This is a genomic window from Sphingobium sp. AntQ-1 (assembly GCF_028538045.1).
Taxonomy (GTDB): domain Bacteria; phylum Pseudomonadota; class Alphaproteobacteria; order Sphingomonadales; family Sphingomonadaceae; genus Sphingobium; species Sphingobium cupriresistens.
This window is the reverse complement of record NZ_CP117158.1, coordinates 1,516,150-1,533,082: the sequence shown is the minus strand read 5'-3', so window position 1 is coordinate 1,533,082 and position 16,933 is coordinate 1,516,150. Positions and strand designations below refer to the sequence as shown.

Genomic DNA, 16,933 nt, shown 5'->3' with positions numbered 1-16,933 from the left:
CCTTTTCCGATATGAAGCTGACGCATCAACGCAGGGCGGGCAACATCTTTCCCGTCCTGGCGGTCAGTCCTTGGGTCGCGCGGCCTTTTCGGCGATGCCCGACAGGCCTTCGCGCCGATCCAGTTCGTCCATCACCGCGTCGAGCGGTATGTCGAGATCGGCCAGCAGCATCATCAGGTGGAACAGCAGGTCGGCGCTTTCGCCGATCACGCCCGCGCGATCGTCCGCCATCGCGGCAATGACCGTTTCGACCGCTTCCTCGCCGACCTTCTGCGCGATTTTGGCGCGGCCTTTGGTGGTCAGCTTGGCGACATAGGAGGCCGACGGGTCGGCGTTCCGTCGTTGGCGGATGGTCTGTTCCAAAGTATGAAGGGTCGCGCGCATGGGCTGCATCAAGCTTTTCGCGCGCGACCCGTCAATCACTTATTTACGCTTGCGGCCAGCAAGGAACATTCGGCCGGCCAATACGGCCGCGCCCATGCCGAACAGCGCCATCTGTTCCGGTTCCGGCACCGGCGTGGGCGTGCCGCCCGACGAGCCGCCGGTGGAGCCGCCCGTGCCGCCGCCGGTGGACGAGCCGCCGCACTTGCCGAACCAGCACCAGAAGCTGGCATTGGCGGGCGCTGGTACGGCAGCGCCCATGAGGCCGGCAGCGCCGGCCATCAGAAGCATCTTAGGAATTTTCATGTCAAATCACCCCGTTTGCGTCAAACCTGTGATGGTGGAACGCGACCCGGAGATGGTTAAGCAGAGTTCATGCCATGCAGCAGAAATCTCGGCATTTCAGCGGTGCGCCATAGTTAACGGCGATTGCGAAAACATGGTTGCTGTAAAGTGGATCGACGCTTCACGCCGACCGCACCGGCACGCCCGCCGCCGCGAGCGCGTGATGGGCCTCAGCGATCGTATGTTGGCCGAAATGGAAGATGGACGCGGCCAGCACCGCGCTGGCATGGCCCTGCACCACACCCTCGACCAGATGGTCGAGCGTGCCGACCCCGCCGCTGGCGATCACCGGAATCGATACCGCGTCGGCGATGGCGCGGGTCAGCGCCAGGTCGTAGCCCGCCTTGGTGCCATCTCCATCCATCGAGGTGACGAGCAGTTCGCCCGCCCCCAGGTCCGCCAGGCGCAGGGCGTGTTCCAATGCGTCGATGCCGGTCGGCTGGCGACCGCCATGGGTGAAGATTTCCCACCGGCCTTCGCTCACTTTACGCGCATCGACGGACCCGACGATGCACTGGCTACCGAAGCGGTCGGCGATGTCGGCCACCAGTTCGGGGCGGGCGACCGCCGCGCTGTTGACCGCGACCTTGTCCGCGCCCGCCAGCAGCAGCGCGCGCGCATCGTCCGGCGTGCGCACCCCGCCGCCCACGGTGACGGGCATGAAGCAGACTTCGGCGGTGCGGCGCACCACGTCCAGGATGGTGCCGCGCGCTTCATGGGTGGCGGTGATGTCGAGGAAGCAGAGTTCGTCCGCCCCGGCCGCGTCATAAAGCTTCGCCTGCTCGACCGGATCGCCGGCATCCTTCAGATCGACGAAATTGACGCCCTTGACCACGCGCCCATTGGCGACGTCGAGGCAGGGGATGACGCGGGTGCGGACGGTCATGCGACTGGTTTCCAATGCCCGTGGGATGTCACGTTACTCACGCCGCCGCCTTGGCGACCGCCAGCGCGGTCTTGAGGTCCAGCCGCCCGTCATAGAGGGCGCGGCCGGTGATGACGCCTTCGATCCCTTCGTCGGCATGGAGGCTGAGGATGCGGATGTCCGCGATCCCCGCCACGCCGCCGCTGGCGATCACCGGAATGTCGGTGGCGCGGGCGAGATCGACGGTCGCGTCAATATTGCAGCCCTTGAGCATCCCGTCGCGGCCGACATCGGTGAAGAGCAGCGATGCGACGCCGGCATCCTCGAACCGACGGGCCAGGTCGATCACTTCCATATCGCTCTTTTCCGCCCAGCCGTCGGTCGCGACGAAGCCGTCGCGCGCATCGACCGCGACGACGATGCCACCGGGAAAGTCGCGCGCCGCCGCCTTGACGAAGGCGGGGTCTTTGAGCGCTGCGGTACCGATCACGATGCGCGAGACGCCGAGGTCGAACCAGCGCTCCACCGCTTCGCGATTGCGGATGCCACCGCCCAACTGGACATGGCCGGGAAAGGCGTCGACGATCTTCTCGACCGCCTGCGCATTGACGGCATGGCCGGCGAAGCTGCCGTCGAGGTCCACGACATGGAGATGCTGCGCGCCCGCTTGCGCGAACAGCAGTGCCTGCGCGGCGGGATCGTCGCCATAGACGGTGGCGCGGTCCATATCCCCCTCGGCGAGGCGGACGACCTGGCCGTTCTTCAGGTCGATGGCGGGAAAGACGATCAGGGACATTATGCGACTTCCAAAATTCCGGTCGGTTCGAGCTTGTCGAGAACCTGTTGCGCGAGGGTTCTCGACAGGCTCGAACCGAACGGATGTTGCATTATATCACGGCTTCCAATCCAGAAACCGCGCCATAAAGGCCAGCCCGTAACGCTGGCTTTTCTCGGGGTGGAACTGGCAGCCGATGATGGTGTCGCGCGCGACTGCGGCGACGAGAGGCCCGCCATGGTCGGTCGTCGCGGCGACATGGGCGGGATCGGCGGCCTCATAATGATAGCTGTGCAGGAAATAGGCCTCGCCCGCCTCGATGAGCGGCGGCGCGCCGTTCAGCACCACATCGTTCCAGCCCATATGTGGCACCTTGACGGCGGCGTCAGTCGGTTCGATCCGGCGGACGGTGCCGGGAATCCAGCCCAGCCCCTCATGCCGGCCGAACTCTTCGCCGGCATCGGCCAGCAACTGCATGCCCACGCATACGCCCAGGAACGGCGTGCCGCGCCCGTTCACCGCCTCGTTCATGGCGTCGACCATGCCGGGGATCGCGACCAGCGCATCGCGGCAGGCGCGGAAGGCGCCCACGCCCGGCAGGACGATGCGATCGGCCCTGGCCACGACATCGGCGTCGGCGGTGATGGCGACATCGTGCGCGCCGGCCTTGCGCAGAGCATTATGGACCGAATGGAGATTGCCCGCGCCATAGTCGATCAGGGCGATCATGCGAGCAGGCTCTCCAGAGTGACGCCCGCCGCCGCGCGCACCGGGTTGAATGCGATCACCTCAGCCGTAGCGGCGCCGTTGACGACGAAGGGATCGGTCGCGGCCTTCGCCTCGATCGCCGCGCGATCGCCACGGGCCAGCAATATACCGCCGGTTCGCGGCTCACGGCGGCCGGCCAGAAGCAGCCAGCCATCGGCAATGCCGCGGTCCAGCCAGGCCCGATGATCCGCCAGATGGCCGTCCAGAATATCGGCCGGAGCCGTGTAGGTCAGCGATATGATGAACATGGGTCCGGCCTTTCGTTGCGCTGTTACAACATGCCCTTGGTCGAGGGAATCGCGTCCGCCTTGCGCGGGTCGATCTCCACCGCCTGGCGCAGCGCGCGGGCCAGACCCTTGAACGCGCTTTCGACGATATGATGGTTGTTGCTGCCATAGAGCAGCTCTATATGCAGCGTGATGCCGGCTGCCTGGGCGAAGCTGTGGAAGAAATGCTCCACCATCTCCGTGTCCCATTCGCCGACCTTGGTGACGGTGAAGGGCAGCTTGCACACCAGCCAGGGGCGACCCGAAATGTCGAGCGCCACGCGGCTCAGCGTCTCGTCCATCGGCGAATAGACCGATCCGTAGCGGCTGATCCCGCGCTTGTCGCCCAGCGCCTTCCCCAGCGCCTCGCCGATCGCGATCGCGGTATCCTCGGTCGTATGATGCTGGTCGATATGCAGGTCGCCGACCGTCTTGACGGTCATGTCGATCAGCGAATGGCGCGACAACTGCTCGATCATATGGTCGAGGAAGCCGATGCCCGTCGACGCCGTATAGAGGCCAGTACCGTCGAGGTTGACGGTGACGTCGATCTGGGTTTCCGCCGTGTTGCGGTGAATCTCGGCCGTGCGCATGGCCGCCCTATAGCGCGTAGCGCCCGTCATGCAATCTGCCATGCAATCTGGGCGTGCAATCCGCCTGCGGGGGTTGACCGCCTGTTTCGGGCCGTTAGGACATTGCGCCATGAGTGAAGATCTGCCCGACAGCCTGATTCCCTATGACGAAATCGTGCAGGAGGCCCTGCGTGCAGTCGTCGGCCGCGTGCTGGGCGAGGTGCAGCAGTCCGGCGGCCTGCCGGGCGCGCATCATTTCTACATCACCTTCAAGACGAACGCGCCGGGCGTCGACATCCCCAAACATCTGGTGGAGCGCTTCCCGGACGAGATGACGATCGTCCTCCAGAATAAATATTGGGACCTGAAGGTCAGCGACCATCATTTCGAAGTCAGCCTGACCTTCAACCAGGTCGCGGCCCACCTCAACATTCCCTTCAGCGCGATCACCGCCTTCGTCGATCCGGCCGTCAATTTCGCGCTCCAGTTCCAGGTCGCGGCGGACGAATTGCCGCAGCCGCACGAGGAGGCGGAAAATGACGGCCCGCAGGTGACGGCCGAAGATGGCTCCAACGTGGTGACGGTGGACTTCGGGAAGAAGAAGTAGAGCTGTCCGTCCGCGGGGCATGTCGCGCCGTCGGTCATTGGAATTTTGCAGCCCTGCCTTACATGACAGTCTCTTGAGATTCTTTCTCAAAAGGAGACTATCTGCATGTCCGCCACTACCCGCACCGAAACCGACAGCATCGGCGCCATAGAGGTGCCTGCCGCCGCTTATTGGGGGGCGCAGACGCAGCGGAGCATCGAGAATTTCCCCTACGGCGACACCGAACGGATGCCGCTCGGCATCGTCCATGCGCAGGCGATCGTGAAGCAGGCGGCGGCGCGGGTGAACGGGACGCATGGGCTGGACGCCAGCCTCGTCGCCGCGATCGAGGATGCGGCGCAGCAGATCGTGTCGGGCGCGCTGGACGACCAGTTTCCGCTCGTCATCTGGCAGACCGGGTCGGGCACCCAGACCAACATGAACGTGAACGAGGTGATCGCGGGTTTCGCTAATGAGCAACTGGCGGGCACGCGCGGCGGCAAGAGCCCGGTCCATCCCAACGACCATGTGAATATGAGCCAGTCGTCCAACGACAGCTTTCCGACCGCGCTGCATGTCGCAACCGTGATGGCGACGCGCGACCGGCTGATCCCCGCGCTCGAAAAGCTAACGGCGGCGCTGACCGCCAAGGCGCAGGCCTGGAGCCATATCGTCAAGATCGGCCGCACCCATACGCAGGATGCGACGCCCCTGACGCTGGGCCAGGAATTTTCCGGCTATGCCGCGCAACTGGTCAGCGGCCGGGCGCGGATCGAGGGGGCGCTCAACGGCAATATCCGCAAGCTGGCGATCGGCGGCACGGCCGTCGGCACCGGCCTCAACGCGCCCCAAGGCTGGGCCGAGGATATGGTCGCGGCGATCAGCGATATCGCGGGCGCCCCGTTCGAAAGCGCGCCCAACAAGTTCGAGCAGCTCGCCGCCAAGGATGGGCTGGTCTTCTTTGCGGGCGCCTTGAGCACGCTGGCGGTGTCGCTGACGAAGATCGCCAACGACATCCGCTTCCTGGGATCGGGGCCGCGATCGGGTCTGGGCGAACTGGACCTGCCCGCCAATGAGCCGGGCAGTTCGATCATGCCCGGCAAGGTCAACCCGACCCAGTGCGAATCGCTGACCATGGTCGCGGCACAGGTGATCGGCAATGCGCAGGCCGTGACGATCGGCGGGATGCAGGGCCATTTCGAACTCAACGTGTTCATGCCGCTGATCGGCGCTAATGTGTTGCGCTCCATCCATCTGCTGAGCGTCGGCATGGAGAGTTTCGCGGAGCGCTGCGTCGAGGGTTTGGTCGCGAATGAAGCGCGGATCGCCGAGCTGGTCGATCGGTCGTTGATGCTGGTGACCGCGCTGGCCCCGGAGATCGGCTATGACAATGCCGCCGCCATCGCCAAGCACGCCCATAAGACGGGGCAGACGCTGAAAGAGGCGGGGCTGGAACTGGGGTTGGTGGACGAGACGACCTTCGACCGGCTGGTGCGGCCGGAAAATATGGTCTGATCCAGATCAACATGGCGGAACCGGCGGGCATCCGGTACATTAACCCTGTATGAAGAAAAAAGCCCTCACCCCCTCCGCCCCGTTGGTGACGATCCGTCCGCCCAAAAAGGCGGGCCTGCTGCGAAAAGCGGCGCGGGTCGGTGCCACGGTGGTCGCTGCGCGGGTCGCGGCGGCGACGGGCAAGAAGGGCGTGTTCGGCCTGATCGCGGGCGCAGGCGCCAAGCGCATCATCATGCGCTACCCCGCCGGCGCGCTGTTCGTGACAGGCGCCTATATGGCGGGCAAGCTGTATGAGGCCAAGCGCGAGGCGGAGCGTAAAAAGAACCTCAAACTGCTGCCCGACAAGAGCGGCGAGCCTATTCCGATCGAAAGCGCGCGCAAGGCCAAGGCCTAGAGCGCCGCCTGCCATTCGCGCACCGCGTCGATGGGCCAGGTCAGCATCAGGACGTTGAGCGTCAGATTGTCGCGGATCACCGCCAGCGCCAGCAATTCCAGCACGATCGCGAGCATGACCGTCACCCAAGTTGGCGCGCGGGCAGCGAACAGGAAGCCCAGCGTCATCATGCCGATATCGCTCATCGAATTCAGGATGGTGTCGCCGGAATAGCCGAGCGCGATCGTCGCGGCGCGATAGCGGTCGATGATGATCGGCGAATTTTCCAATATCTCCCATGCCGATTCGATCAGCACGGCCAGCGCCAGCCGAGGCCCGATCGGCCGGCGTTTCAGCAACAGGTGTGCGCCCGCGTAGAACAGGAAGCCGTGGATCACATGGCTGAGGCTGTACCAGTCGGCGATATGCTGGCTGTTGCCGCTGTCGAGCGCGCCGTGCCACAGTTCGACATAGCCGCAGGTGCAGATGGGGGGGCGGCGCATCAGGAACAGGATGACGCAAGCGGCCAGTGCGATCAGGGCGGCGGCGATGAGGCCGCGCCGGTTGATCCTTTGTCTGCGTCGCATCGTCTCTCCCCAGCCCCCTCTTGCAAAATCGCGTTTCAGGCGTCACTAGCGGCCATGGCCGACACCCTTCCTTCAGAGACTCCCGATTTCAAGCGGCGGGGCGTTCTTTTCGTCCTTTCCTCCCCCTCCGGCGCGGGCAAATCCACCATTGCGCGCAAACTGCTGGCGGCCGAACCGGACCTGTCCATGTCGGTATCGGCGACCACGCGGCCGATGCGGCCGGGGGAGATCGAGGGCAAGGATTATCATTTCGTCGATCTGCAAGAGTTCCGCCGGATGACGAGCGACCATGAGTTTCTGGAATGGGCGCATGTGTTCGGCCAGCGTTACGGCACGCCACGTGGCCCGGTCGAGGCGATGCTGAAGGCTGGCCAGGACGTATTGTTCGACATCGACTGGCAGGGTGCGCAGCAATTGCACCAGATTGCCGGCGGCGACGTCGTCCGCATCTTCATCCTGCCGCCGTCCATGGAGGAGCTGGAGCGTCGCCTGCGCGGGCGGGCGACCGACAGCGAGGCGGTGATCGAGGGTCGCATGGCGCGCGCCGCGGGCGAGATCGCGCATTGGGACGGCTATGATTATGTGCTGTGCAATGTCGATGCCGAGGACTGCTTTGCACGGGTCCAGACGATCCTGCACGCCGAACGGATGAAGCGCAGCCGACAGACCGGCCTGATCGGCTTCATCCGCAAGCTGGGCCGTTACCACCAGGACGATTAAACCCGATCAAACCCGGCCGGGTCCGCCCAGTCGGGATGAGTCCAGGTCATCGCCTTGAACAAGCTGCCCATTTCGGCTTCGTCGGTCAGGCGGTGGCGGGCGGCGCCTATCTCCGCGGCGCGGGTGGGGGCGGTGCGGGCGAGCTGGTCGGCGCGGGCGTCGATGCCGAGCTGGCGCAGATAATCGCCCTGGCCGACCGGGCCATGGACACGCAGGCCCGCCTGGCGCGCCATATTGCCCAGCACGGTGAAATCGACATGGGTGGTCAGGTCCACTTCGCCCGGATCGGTGAAAGGATCGGCGAACTGGTGTCCCTTCACCGCCTGGAGGGTGTCGCCCAGCGCCGGGCCTTCATGGCCATAGTCGATGATGATGACGGCGCCGCCCTGCTTGGCGATGCGGTGGGCCAGCGCATAGGCGATGCCGGCGCCCACGATCGGCGATTCGAGGATCGCGCCTTCTGGGGCTTCCACGGCGAGCGGCGGCAGGCCCGATTCGATACGACGATAGCCGGGGACGGGCAGGAAGCGGCCCTCCGCCTCCCGGCTGACGACGACGCGCTCACGCCATTCGTCCCCGACGCGGATGCACTGGCGGACGGGCAGAGCGTCGAAAAATTCATTGGCGACGACCAGCAGCGGGCCGGTGTCGGGCAGGCTGTCGATGCTGTCATGGTGGACGGCATGGGGTAGCAGGGCCAGTTGGCGGCCGCGCAGCGCCGGGCTGGTTTCGACCAGATGCACTTTGGGGGCGAGCGCGGCGCGTTCCATCGCCCGCAGCGCGTCGGCCGCCAGGGTGCCGCGGCCCGGCCCCAGCTCGGCATAGACGGCTTCGGGGCGGCGGCCCGATCGCATCCAGACGTCGGCCAGCGCCAGGCCGACCAGCTCGCCGAACATCTGGCTGATTTCCGGCGCCGTGGTGAAATCGCCGTCCGCGCCTAGCGGATCGCGGGTGGCGTAATAATGCTGGTTCGCCTCCGCTATATAGTGCGCGACCGAGATCGGCCCGCCTGAAGCGATCTGCCGCGCCAGCCGATCGGCCAACGGCAGATCGGCCAAGGGTTTAGGCGACACTGTTCATCCCGGCGATCGGTTCCACCCGGACGCGGCGGCGGCCGGCGGTGACGATCAGATAGAGGCCGCCCAGGATCATCGGCACGCACAGCCACTGACCCATGTGCAGGCCGGTGCGCGCGGCGAACTCCATCAACTGGGCGTCGGCTTCGCGGACATATTCCACGCCGAAGCGGAAGCAGCCATAGCCCAGCAGGAAGAGGCCGACCAACATGCCCGGCTTGTAGCGCGCGCGTGTCTTCCAGAAGGCGAAGGCGAGGATGAGGAAGAGGACGACGCCTTCGAGCGCGGCTTCGTACAACTGGCTGGGATGGCGCGGCAGATCGCCGCCGGTGGGGAAGATCATACCCCAGGGCACGTCGGTTTCCTTGCCCCACAATTCGCCGTTCACGAAATTGGCGAGTCGGCCGAAGAACAGGCCGAAAGGCACGACGCAGGCGACATAATCATGGATGCGCAGCCAGCTCAGCTTTTCCTTCCACGCCATGTAGAGGATGCCGAGCGACACGCCGACCGCGCCGCCATGGAAGGACATGCCGCCATTCCACAGCTTGAAGATATCGAGCGGGTGGGCGAGGATTTCGGGCTGGTAGAAGATCACATAGGCGAGCCGCCCGCCGATGATGATGCCCAGCGTCGCATAGAAGATCATGTCGTCGGCATGGCGGCGGCCCATCGGCGAACCGGGCTGGGCGACCAGTTTGAGCAGATACCAATAGCCGATCAGGATGCCCGACAGATAGGCGAGGCTGTACCATTTGAGCGTGAAGAAGCCCAGATTGAGGGCGACGGGGTCCAGCCCCAGATCTTCAAAGCGAATGGCGCCCGAAGCGGCGGCGGCAAGGTCCAGGATCAAAACAACGTCCCCTTGGGAATTGGATTGCGGGCATAGAACAAGCGGCGGCCAAGATGAAGGGGGGACGAGGATTTGGTGATGTCGGCGCGTCGCGCAGGGTCCGATTGCGCGCCACGGCCGAAGTTCACACCGTTGTCGGGTGATTTGCGCGAAAAGCGCCGCCGACGCGCCTGCGACGCTATCGCGAGGCTACAGGTGGGTGAAGGGACGGTCATGATCGGTTCACACCAACGCGACGGGGACGCGCCGGGTTCGCGCCATCCACGCGCCACGGACGCCATGGGCCGGCGGCTGGCAGGCGTGGGGGGTGACGAGGGGAGGGGCTGGTCCATCGGTGAGGGTAAACCAGAGAATGGGAGAATAGGAAAGACGGTGGTGCGGAGGAGCGAAAGCGGACTGGATGCCTGTCCGCTGACGGGGTGAGCGATGACCGCTGACGACCATTTTTTACCGTTCCAAGTCTCGTTTGCGCTTCCCACTTGCTGACATTCGGTGAGCAAGGCAGCATGTCGCAATGACCATCACACCGGCGATCCTTGCTCAGCTTCCGCTGACCGATATTGATGCGGTCATCTTTTACAAGCTGGATGAAATTACCACCGACCTCATTTGCTGCGACGTCGCAATTGCCGGTCGCGTATGGACCTTTCATGAGGAATCAAAGGGTTGGAATGACCTGACAGCCCATCTATCGGCACTGCCGGGCTTTCGAGCCGATTGGTATGAAGCCGTCGTCAAGCCTCCCTTTGAGGCAACCAAGACGGTCGCGTTCGACCGGCGATGATCGACCATAATCGGCAGCTACCAGTCTCCAGTAGCTGACTATCGAGAATGCGATTAGATTGGAACTATGACCGTCGCCGATATTGAACAACGAATAGCAATCATCCGGTCCGAGCCGGGATTTGATATTCCCAGTATATGGCTGACCTTTTACCTTACAGCGGCACCTGAGAGGCTCGATTCACTGGCCGACGAACTGGGCAAATTGCAGGGGGTTAATCTTGGCGATGGAGAGGGTGGATTTCTGTATCCCAAACTTCCCGTCTTAAACTCATCGACTGACATCAAGGCACTGATCGAACGCGTGGCGGATTTAGCTGTGGTCCAACGGGTTGAGGTGATTGCGGTGGATGCCGACACAACTGCCGATCCATCAACATCACAATTTGCCCAGATCATCCTTTACGACGGGAATGTCAGCTAAGCCGGTGAGCGATGTTGATAGCTGACAGTCCCCTAACCACCCAAATCAGTCCCTCGCGCCCGCATCCTCCAGCCCCTTAGCCGCGCGCACGCCCTGGCGGCCGCGCTGTGCCAATGCTTGTTTCAGCGCGGTCGGATGTGGAGCGATCAGGAAGCCGAAGCTGACCGTACCATGTTTCGTTTCGACGGCATGGTGCAGGCGGTGGGCCTGGACGATGCGCTTCATGTAGCGCGAGCGCGCGACATAGCGGTGCTTCACCCGCTGATGCACGATGATGTCGTGAAAGCCCAGATAGATGGCGCCATAGGCGGCGATGCCCGCGCCGACCGCGGTCGCCCAACTGCCCCAGCCCCATTGCACGCCACCGAGCAGCAGCAGGATGGAGGGCAGGGCGAAGATCACGAAATAGAGGTCGTTCGCTTCCCAAAAGCCGGTACGCGCGCGGTGGTGGCTGGCGTGGAGGAACCAGCCGGGGCCGTGCATCACCCAGCGGTGCATGACATAGGCAAAGCCCTCCATCGCGGCGAGCGTGGCGAAGAAGACGAGGCAGAGGGCGATGGGCGACATGCTGACGCATATAGGCGCTGTGGCAGGACGAGGCGACCCTCCTATCATTCCTATGGACAAATTGCGTTATGGCCAGGCGGGCTGGATGGCGTGTCCGGGGCGTGGTGGATGACGCGCTGCGGGTAGGGAATGGCGATATCATTGTCGCGAAACAACTGCCAGACGCGGCCCAATACGTCCGACTTCACATTGCCCACGCCGCCTTCGGGATCGCTGATCCACACCAAAATGTCATGCTCGACCCGGCTTTCGCCAAAGCCGGTGAGCCAGACATTGGGCTTGGGATTGCGCAATACGCGGGGGCTGTCCTGCGCGGCCTGGAGCATGAGTTGCTGGGCGAGTTGCAGATCGGAGTCGAAGGCAATGCCGATAGGGATGCGGACGCGGACGTTGCGGTCGGAATAGGACCAGTTCTCCACCTCCTGCGTCATCAGATTCTCGTTGGGAATCAGATGTTCCTTGCCGTCGCGGGTAATGACGGAGACGGCGCGGACGCCGATCTTGTTCACCCAGCCGAAACTGTCGCCCACGACGATGACGTCGCCCGGCTTGATCGATCGGTCCATCAGCAGGATGATGCCGGCGATGAGGTTGCCGAAGGTTTTTTGCAGGCCGAAACCGATGGCAAGACCCAGCGCGCCGGAGAATACCGCGAAGGCGGTAAGATCGATGCCCAGCAAGTCGACGCCGATGAAGAAGGCGGCGACGACCACGATGATGGCGGCGAGTTTCTGCGCCAGCAGCTTTTGCGTCGGATCGAAGCCGTCGGTCTTCTGGATCGAGCGGCCGATCACCCGGTTGGCCAGGCGCACCGCGGCGAATAGCGCGACGCAGGTGGCGGCGATCGAGAGCAGGCCGAGCAGGGTGATGCGCCGCTTGCCCAGGGTGACGCCGATCCGGTCGAGCATTTCGCCCACCGGGGCGATGCCGCCGCTGCTGCCCGACACGATCAGGATGAAGAGGATGAGCGCGAGTGGGGCGACCGCCCAGCGCGGGATGGCGAGGCCGCGCAATATATGGGTGGCGAGCAGCGCCACCGCGCCGCCCAGCATGGCGCCGACGACGAGATGGGCGATAGAGCCGGTCGGCCAGAGGATGAGCGCCAGCGCCAGCAGCAAGGCGGCGACGCCGTGGCGCAGGATGGCGCGGACATGGCCGGCCAGCGCGTCGCCCAGCGGCGGCAGGCGATGGCGCAGGCGCGGGGCGAGGGCGCGGCCGATGGCCCAGGCGGCGGCATAAAGCACAATGGCGAGCAGCAGCGCGACCATCGGGTGGACGATGTCCGGGTCGCCGGGCAAGAGCGCCAGCAAATGGGTGGCGCCAGGGGTCATCGGCGGGGTCATTTTCTAGCCGGCGTCCCGTATCGCCCGGAAGCGGTCGAGGCCGGCGTCGAGGTCCGCGATCAGATCGGCCGGGTCTTCCAGGCCGATATGGAGGCGGATCGCCGGACCTTGCGCGCTCCATCGTGTGGCGCTGCGGTAGCGGGCGGGATCGACGGGCAGGGCCAGGCTTTCGAAGCCGCCCCAGCTATAGCCTATGCCAAAATGGGCGAGGCCGTCGATCAGGGCGCCGCGCGCCGCATCGTCGCCGCCGTTCAGGATGACGGTGAAGAGGCCGGTCGAACCGCTGAAATCCCGTTGCCACAGCGCGTGGCCGGGGCAGTCGGGGAGCGCCGGGTGGAGGACGCGAGCGACATCCGCCTGGGCGCTGAGCCAGCGGGCGATGGCGAGCGCGCTGTCCTGATGCTGTTGCAGCCGCAGCCCCAGCGTGCGCAGGCCGCGGCTGGCCAGCCAGGCGTCGTCGGGGCTGACCATCTGACCGAAGACATAGGCGGTCTGGCGGATTTTGGCGAACCAGTCGGCGGTCGCGGTGACGCTGCCCATCATCACGTCGCTATGGCCGACGATATATTTGGTGCAGGCGAGGATGGAGATATCGACGCCATGGCTGAGCGCCGGGAAATAGAGCGGCGTCGCCCAGCTATTGTCGAGCAGGGTGACGACGCCGTTCGCCTTCGCCCAGGCGGTCAGCGTGGGAACGTCCTGCACCTCGAAGGTCAGGCTGCCGGGACTTTCGAGGAAGAGGGCGCGGATCGGGCCGCCTTCAAGATAGACATCGAGTGAGACGGCTGTGGGATCATAATAGATCGTTTCGATACCGTAATTATCCAGCAATTGCGTGCAGAAATTGCGGGTCGGGTCATAGGCGCTGTCCACCATCAGCAGCCGGTCGCCGGGCTTGAGGACGGCCATCAGCGCGCAGGCGATCGCCGCGACGCCCGACGGGTAGAGCATCGTGCCTTCCGCGCCCGGCTCCATTTCGGTGAGCGCGTCGGCAAGGGACCAGGCGGTCGGCGTGCCCTTGCGTCCGTAGAAGAGCCGTTCGTGGGTGCTGCTGCCCGCGGCTTTGCGCAGATGGGCGACATCGTCATAGAGGATGGTCGAGGCGCGCCAGACAGGCGGGCTGACGATCGCGCCGGGCTGGCCGGGCATCCCGGTCCATTCGGGCTTGCGGCCGGCTTGCGCGAGTTTGGTGAGGGGCCTGCGCCCATCCTTGCCGGAAGCGTCTTCGCTCATGCTGCGCCCGTCGCCTTGGGCGTGACCGGGTCGAAGCCCCATTCCGACCAGCTCCCGTCATAGAGGGTGACGGCGTCGTTGCCGAGCGTTTCGAGGCCCGCGAGCAGGATCGCGGCGGTGACGCCGCTGCCGCAGGTTGTGATGACCGGAGCGGCCGGGTCGATGCCCGCGCCCTCGAACAGCGCGCGCAGTTCGTCGCCCGCCTTCATGCTGTTGTCCGGATTGAACAGCGCGGAGGAGGGGAGGTTGCGCGATCCGGGGATGTGGCCCGACGCCATGCCGGGGCGCGGTTCGGCCTCTGCGCCCGTGAAGCGGCCCGCGCCGCGCGCGTCGAGCACCTGTTCCGCGCCGCTCGCGACATTGGCGATCAGGTCCGCCTTGGTGCGGACCTGGCCGGCTGCGCGACGGGCGATGGCGGTGCCGGGGGCGGGCGTTGCCGCGCCGCTCTGCGTCGGGCGGCCCTCCGCCAGCCATTTGGGCAGGCCGCCGTCGAGGATCGCTGCGGATGCGCCCAGGCCGTAAAGGCGCATCATCCACCAGCCGCGCGCGGCGCTGTGGGTGGGGCTGTTGTCATAAACGACGATGCGGCTGTCGGGATGGATTCCCAGCGCCTGGACACGCTGCGTCATGAGATCGTCGGAGGGCAACATGCCGGGGGTCGGGTCCGCGGGATCGTTGAGCGTCGGCAGGTCGAGAAAGACCGCGCCGGGGATATGGGCGGCTTCATATTCGACGCGCGGGTCGCGGGGGGTGCCGGGCAGGAACAGGCTGGCGTCGAGGATGACGAGGTCGGGCTGGCCAAGCTCTGCGGCGAGATCTGCGGTGGACAGGAAAATGGTCATGCGGCATCCTTCGGCCCTTGTTCGCGCCTGTCTTAGAGCGGGACGGCAAGGGATTAAAGGGCGTTGCGCGTATCAGGCCGGCGTAAGTTCCGCCGCGGCGCGGGCGGCGGGGCGGCGATATTGGCGTGGCCCCTGGTCCAGGCGGAGCGGGGCGAGGCGTTCGGCGGGCGGTTCCTGTTCCTGCCCGACGATGAAGGCGCGGGCGGTGCGGCCCTGTTCGACCGGGTCGCCATCCTGCGCGCCCCAGCGATAGGCGGCGTCGAAGGCGGCGAGCGGGATGAGCAGGCTGCGCTGGCCCATCGTCACCGGTACGATCTGGTCGGGCGGCAGGCGCAGTTCGCCCGCCAACTGGAGTGTTTCGCCCGATGCGATCGATACGACGCTATGCAGCGGCAGGCCGTCATCGCCGGTGAAGAAGCCGTTGAGCAACGCCTGCTGCTGCGCGCCGCCATTGCCCAACAGGCCGCGCACCAGCACGTCCTGCGCCGGGCGGTCGCCGCGATTGTGCAGGATCAGGCTGTAGCTGATCGTGACGCCCATCAGCGAATAGCGCGCCTGCGACACGGTCATGTCCATGTCGAGCCAGGGACGCTCGGCCGGGGCGGACGTGCGCGCGCGCGCGGTGGCGGGGGCGGCGGGGGTGAGTCGCACGGTGTCGGCAGGCGGTGGTGGCGCGGCGGGCGGGGCGACTGGATCGGCTAAGGGTTCCGCAGCCGGTTCGGCCAGCGGTTCCGCGGTCGGACGGCGGCGGCGTAGCATAAAGGCGGCGGCCAGCACGGCCAGGGCGAGCAGGCCGCCGATGATCCAGGGCAGGGACAGGGGGCTGGCGTCTTCCGCCGTCGGGGCGGGCGCGGCGGCCGGTTCCGGACTGTCCGTGGCATTGGTCGCGGGCGCGGGAGGCGGCTGGAGCGTTGGCGCGACCGGGGCGCTGGCGTTGGCCGGGGCGTCGTCGGGCGCGGGCTGCGCCGGCGTGGCGGCGGCGGGTGCGGCTTCGGGCTGGCGCGTCGGTTGCGCGGGCGGCGGCGTCGCGCGATCGGTCGGACGCGGCGCGCGGGGCGTTTCCGACGGCGTGGCGGGTGGGGCAGGGCGCGGGCGGTTGGGCTGCGGCGTCGGCTGCACCGTAACAGGCGGCGGCGTCACCGTGGGGGCTACGACCGGGGGCGTAACGCTGGGCGTGACGGGATCGCGATAGACGTTGAGTTCTGGCCCCTGCCGGTTCGGATTGGGCGCGGGCGTCGTGTTGGCGGGCGGTAGCTGGAAGTCGGGGGCGGTTTCCGCCGCCTGCTGGGCATGGACGGGCGCGGCGGAAAGTGCGGCAATTGCCAGCAGCGGCGCAGCGAACGGCAACGGACGAATATGAGACCCCATGGCCCTGCCAAGGCACAAGAATGGCTGAACCGCAAGTGAACAATGCAGGCCGATGACATCAGGCGTGCAATCGCGTAGATGGCCGGGCATGACTGACCTTCCCACCGCGCCCCTGCATCTGGGGCAGAGCAGCGCCCTTCCCGCCAGCCCGGAAGCGGCCGTGCTGGATTATGTGCCCAATCCGCGCCCCGGCAAACCCTATCTGGTGCGCTTCACCGCGCCCGAATTCACCTCGCTCTGCCCGGTGACCGGCCAGCCCGATTTCGCCCATCTGGTGATCGATTATGCGCCGGGCGCGACGATCGTCGAATCGAAATCGCTCAAGCTGTTCCTGGGCGCGTTCCGCAACCACGCCGCCTTTCACGAGGATTGCACCGTGGGCATCGGCGAGCGGTTGTTCGCCGAGATGGACCCGATCTGGCTGCGCATCGGCGGATACTGGTATCCGCGCGGCGGCATCCCGATCGACGTTTTCTGGCAATCGGGCGAGCCGCCGGCGGGCCTGTGGCTGCCGGCGCAGGATGTGCCGGGCTATCGCGGGCGGGGGTAAATCCCGAACGGAGATGGGGCGGGTCGGCCCTGTTTGACCAACGGGCAACAGGGTTCGACCAACGACATGCCGGCCGTACGCCATCGCTTGACCGATGCAGCGAAACGGGTGATCCCGCGTTTATCGCGCGTGAGACATGAT

22 protein-coding genes are annotated in these 16,933 nt (G+C 65.7%); 7 read left to right on the top strand and 15 right to left on the bottom strand.

The annotated features are described in order from the left end of the window. Positions 1-63: 63 nt before the first annotated feature. The 7 genes from sphantq_RS07575 to hisB all read right to left on the bottom strand — a co-directional run bounded on the left by sphantq_RS07575 (position 64) and on the right by hisB (position 3,993). On the bottom strand, positions 64-384 hold the full coding sequence (locus sphantq_RS07575) for a phosphoribosyl-ATP diphosphatase (protein WP_066607425.1): 321 nt from the start codon (positions 382-384) through the stop codon (positions 64-66). 39 nt (positions 385-423) lie between these two features. Continuing rightward, complete coding sequence (locus sphantq_RS07570) at positions 424-687, bottom strand: PEP-CTERM sorting domain-containing protein (RefSeq protein WP_066606351.1); 264 nt, start codon at positions 685-687, stop codon at positions 424-426. A gap of 160 nt (positions 688-847) precedes the next feature. Next, positions 848-1,612 carry an imidazole glycerol phosphate synthase subunit HisF gene (gene hisF / locus sphantq_RS07565; protein ID WP_066606349.1) on the bottom strand — a complete coding sequence of 255 codons (765 nt, stop codon included), beginning with the start codon at positions 1,610-1,612 and terminating at the stop codon, positions 848-850. 37 nt (positions 1,613-1,649) lie between these two features. Further along, positions 1,650-2,387 (bottom strand): 1-(5-phosphoribosyl)-5-[(5-phosphoribosylamino)methylideneamino]imidazole-4-carboxamide isomerase, encoded by a 738-nt coding sequence (hisA, locus tag sphantq_RS07560; RefSeq protein WP_224550530.1) that lies wholly within the window; start codon positions 2,385-2,387, stop codon positions 1,650-1,652. A gap of 96 nt (positions 2,388-2,483) precedes the next feature. Next, on the bottom strand, positions 2,484-3,095 hold the full coding sequence (hisH, locus tag sphantq_RS07555; protein ID WP_224550529.1) for an imidazole glycerol phosphate synthase subunit HisH: 612 nt from the start codon (positions 3,093-3,095) through the stop codon (positions 2,484-2,486). Beyond that, positions 3,092-3,382 carry a YciI family protein gene (locus sphantq_RS07550; RefSeq protein WP_066606340.1) on the bottom strand — a complete coding sequence of 97 codons (291 nt, stop codon included), beginning with the start codon at positions 3,380-3,382 and terminating at the stop codon, positions 3,092-3,094. Before sphantq_RS07550 ends, hisH begins: the two co-directional genes overlap by 4 nt. Before the next feature lie 23 nt (positions 3,383-3,405). Then, positions 3,406-3,993 carry an imidazoleglycerol-phosphate dehydratase HisB gene (gene hisB, locus sphantq_RS07545; protein WP_272800200.1) on the bottom strand — a complete coding sequence of 196 codons (588 nt, stop codon included), beginning with the start codon at positions 3,991-3,993 and terminating at the stop codon, positions 3,406-3,408. Between the two features lie 109 nt (positions 3,994-4,102). On the opposite strand from hisB, the gene sphantq_RS07540 reads away from it, so the two are divergent. The 3 genes from sphantq_RS07540 (at position 4,103) to sphantq_RS07530 (ending at position 6,467) form a co-directional block, all read left to right on the top strand. Further along, positions 4,103-4,579, top strand: coding sequence for an SspB family protein (locus sphantq_RS07540; RefSeq protein WP_066606334.1), 477 nt, complete (start codon positions 4,103-4,105; stop codon positions 4,577-4,579). A 105-nt stretch (positions 4,580-4,684) separates the two neighbouring features. After that, positions 4,685-6,073, top strand: a complete 1,389-nt coding sequence (gene fumC, locus sphantq_RS07535; protein WP_272799950.1) for a class II fumarate hydratase — start codon at positions 4,685-4,687, stop codon at positions 6,071-6,073. A 49-nt stretch (positions 6,074-6,122) separates the two neighbouring features. Continuing rightward, the gene (locus sphantq_RS07530; RefSeq protein ID WP_066606329.1) at positions 6,123-6,467 is read left to right on the top strand and encodes a hypothetical protein; all 345 of its coding nucleotides are present in this window, start codon (positions 6,123-6,125) and stop codon (positions 6,465-6,467) included. Here the strand turns inward: sphantq_RS07530 and sphantq_RS07525 are convergent. After that, on the bottom strand, positions 6,464-7,033 hold the full coding sequence (locus sphantq_RS07525; protein ID WP_272799949.1) for a DUF2585 domain-containing protein: 570 nt from the start codon (positions 7,031-7,033) through the stop codon (positions 6,464-6,466). The genes sphantq_RS07530 and sphantq_RS07525 overlap by 4 nt on opposite strands. Before the next feature lie 54 nt (positions 7,034-7,087). Here sphantq_RS07525 and gmk point away from each other — a divergent pair, with 54 nt between their 5' ends. Then, complete coding sequence (gene gmk / locus sphantq_RS07520; RefSeq protein ID WP_066606324.1) at positions 7,088-7,753, top strand: guanylate kinase; 666 nt, start codon at positions 7,088-7,090, stop codon at positions 7,751-7,753. On the opposite strand, the gene sphantq_RS07515 is transcribed toward gmk, so the two are convergent. Both sphantq_RS07515 and lgt read right to left on the bottom strand, forming a co-directional pair. After that, a complete protein-coding gene (locus tag sphantq_RS07515; protein ID WP_066606321.1) occupies positions 7,750-8,826 on the bottom strand; it encodes a class I SAM-dependent methyltransferase in 1,077 nt (358 codons plus the stop codon). The two genes, gmk and sphantq_RS07515, sit on opposite strands and share 4 nt — an antisense overlap. Next, entirely contained in the window at positions 8,816-9,682 is an 867-nt protein-coding gene (lgt, locus tag sphantq_RS07510) for a prolipoprotein diacylglyceryl transferase (RefSeq protein WP_066606319.1), read from the bottom strand. Before lgt ends, sphantq_RS07515 begins: the two co-directional genes overlap by 11 nt. Before the next feature lie 514 nt (positions 9,683-10,196). On the opposite strand from lgt, the gene sphantq_RS07505 reads away from it, so the two are divergent. Both sphantq_RS07505 and sphantq_RS07500 read left to right on the top strand, forming a co-directional pair. Continuing rightward, entirely contained in the window at positions 10,197-10,466 is a 270-nt protein-coding gene (locus sphantq_RS07505; RefSeq protein ID WP_272799948.1) for a hypothetical protein, read from the top strand. Positions 10,467-10,532: 66 nt separating this feature from the next. Next, positions 10,533-10,889, top strand: a complete 357-nt coding sequence (locus tag sphantq_RS07500; protein WP_272799947.1) for a hypothetical protein — start codon at positions 10,533-10,535, stop codon at positions 10,887-10,889. A gap of 45 nt (positions 10,890-10,934) precedes the next feature. Here the strand turns inward: sphantq_RS07500 and sphantq_RS07495 are convergent, their stop codons facing one another. The 5 genes from sphantq_RS07495 to sphantq_RS07475 form a co-directional block, all read right to left on the bottom strand. Beyond that, positions 10,935-11,456, bottom strand: coding sequence for a sterol desaturase family protein (locus sphantq_RS07495; protein WP_272799946.1), 522 nt, complete (start codon positions 11,454-11,456; stop codon positions 10,935-10,937). A 50-nt stretch (positions 11,457-11,506) separates the two neighbouring features. Next, complete coding sequence (locus tag sphantq_RS07490; protein WP_272799945.1) at positions 11,507-12,787, bottom strand: mechanosensitive ion channel family protein; 1,281 nt, start codon at positions 12,785-12,787, stop codon at positions 11,507-11,509. Between the two features lie 15 nt (positions 12,788-12,802). Continuing rightward, entirely contained in the window at positions 12,803-14,032 is a 1,230-nt protein-coding gene (gene metC, locus sphantq_RS07485) for a cystathionine beta-lyase (protein WP_272799944.1), read from the bottom strand. Next, positions 14,029-14,874 carry a sulfurtransferase gene (locus sphantq_RS07480; RefSeq protein WP_272799943.1) on the bottom strand — a complete coding sequence of 282 codons (846 nt, stop codon included), beginning with the start codon at positions 14,872-14,874 and terminating at the stop codon, positions 14,029-14,031. Before sphantq_RS07480 ends, metC begins: the two co-directional genes overlap by 4 nt. 72 nt (positions 14,875-14,946) lie before the next feature. Then, the gene (locus tag sphantq_RS07475) at positions 14,947-16,242 is read right to left on the bottom strand and encodes a hypothetical protein (protein ID WP_272799942.1); all 1,296 of its coding nucleotides are present in this window, start codon (positions 16,240-16,242) and stop codon (positions 14,947-14,949) included. Positions 16,243-16,330: 88 nt separating this feature from the next. Between sphantq_RS07475 and queF the strand changes: the two genes are divergently transcribed. Further along, a complete protein-coding gene (gene queF / locus sphantq_RS07470) occupies positions 16,331-16,792 on the top strand; it encodes a preQ(1) synthase (RefSeq protein WP_224551009.1) in 462 nt (153 codons plus the stop codon). Positions 16,793-16,933 lie beyond the last annotated feature (141 nt).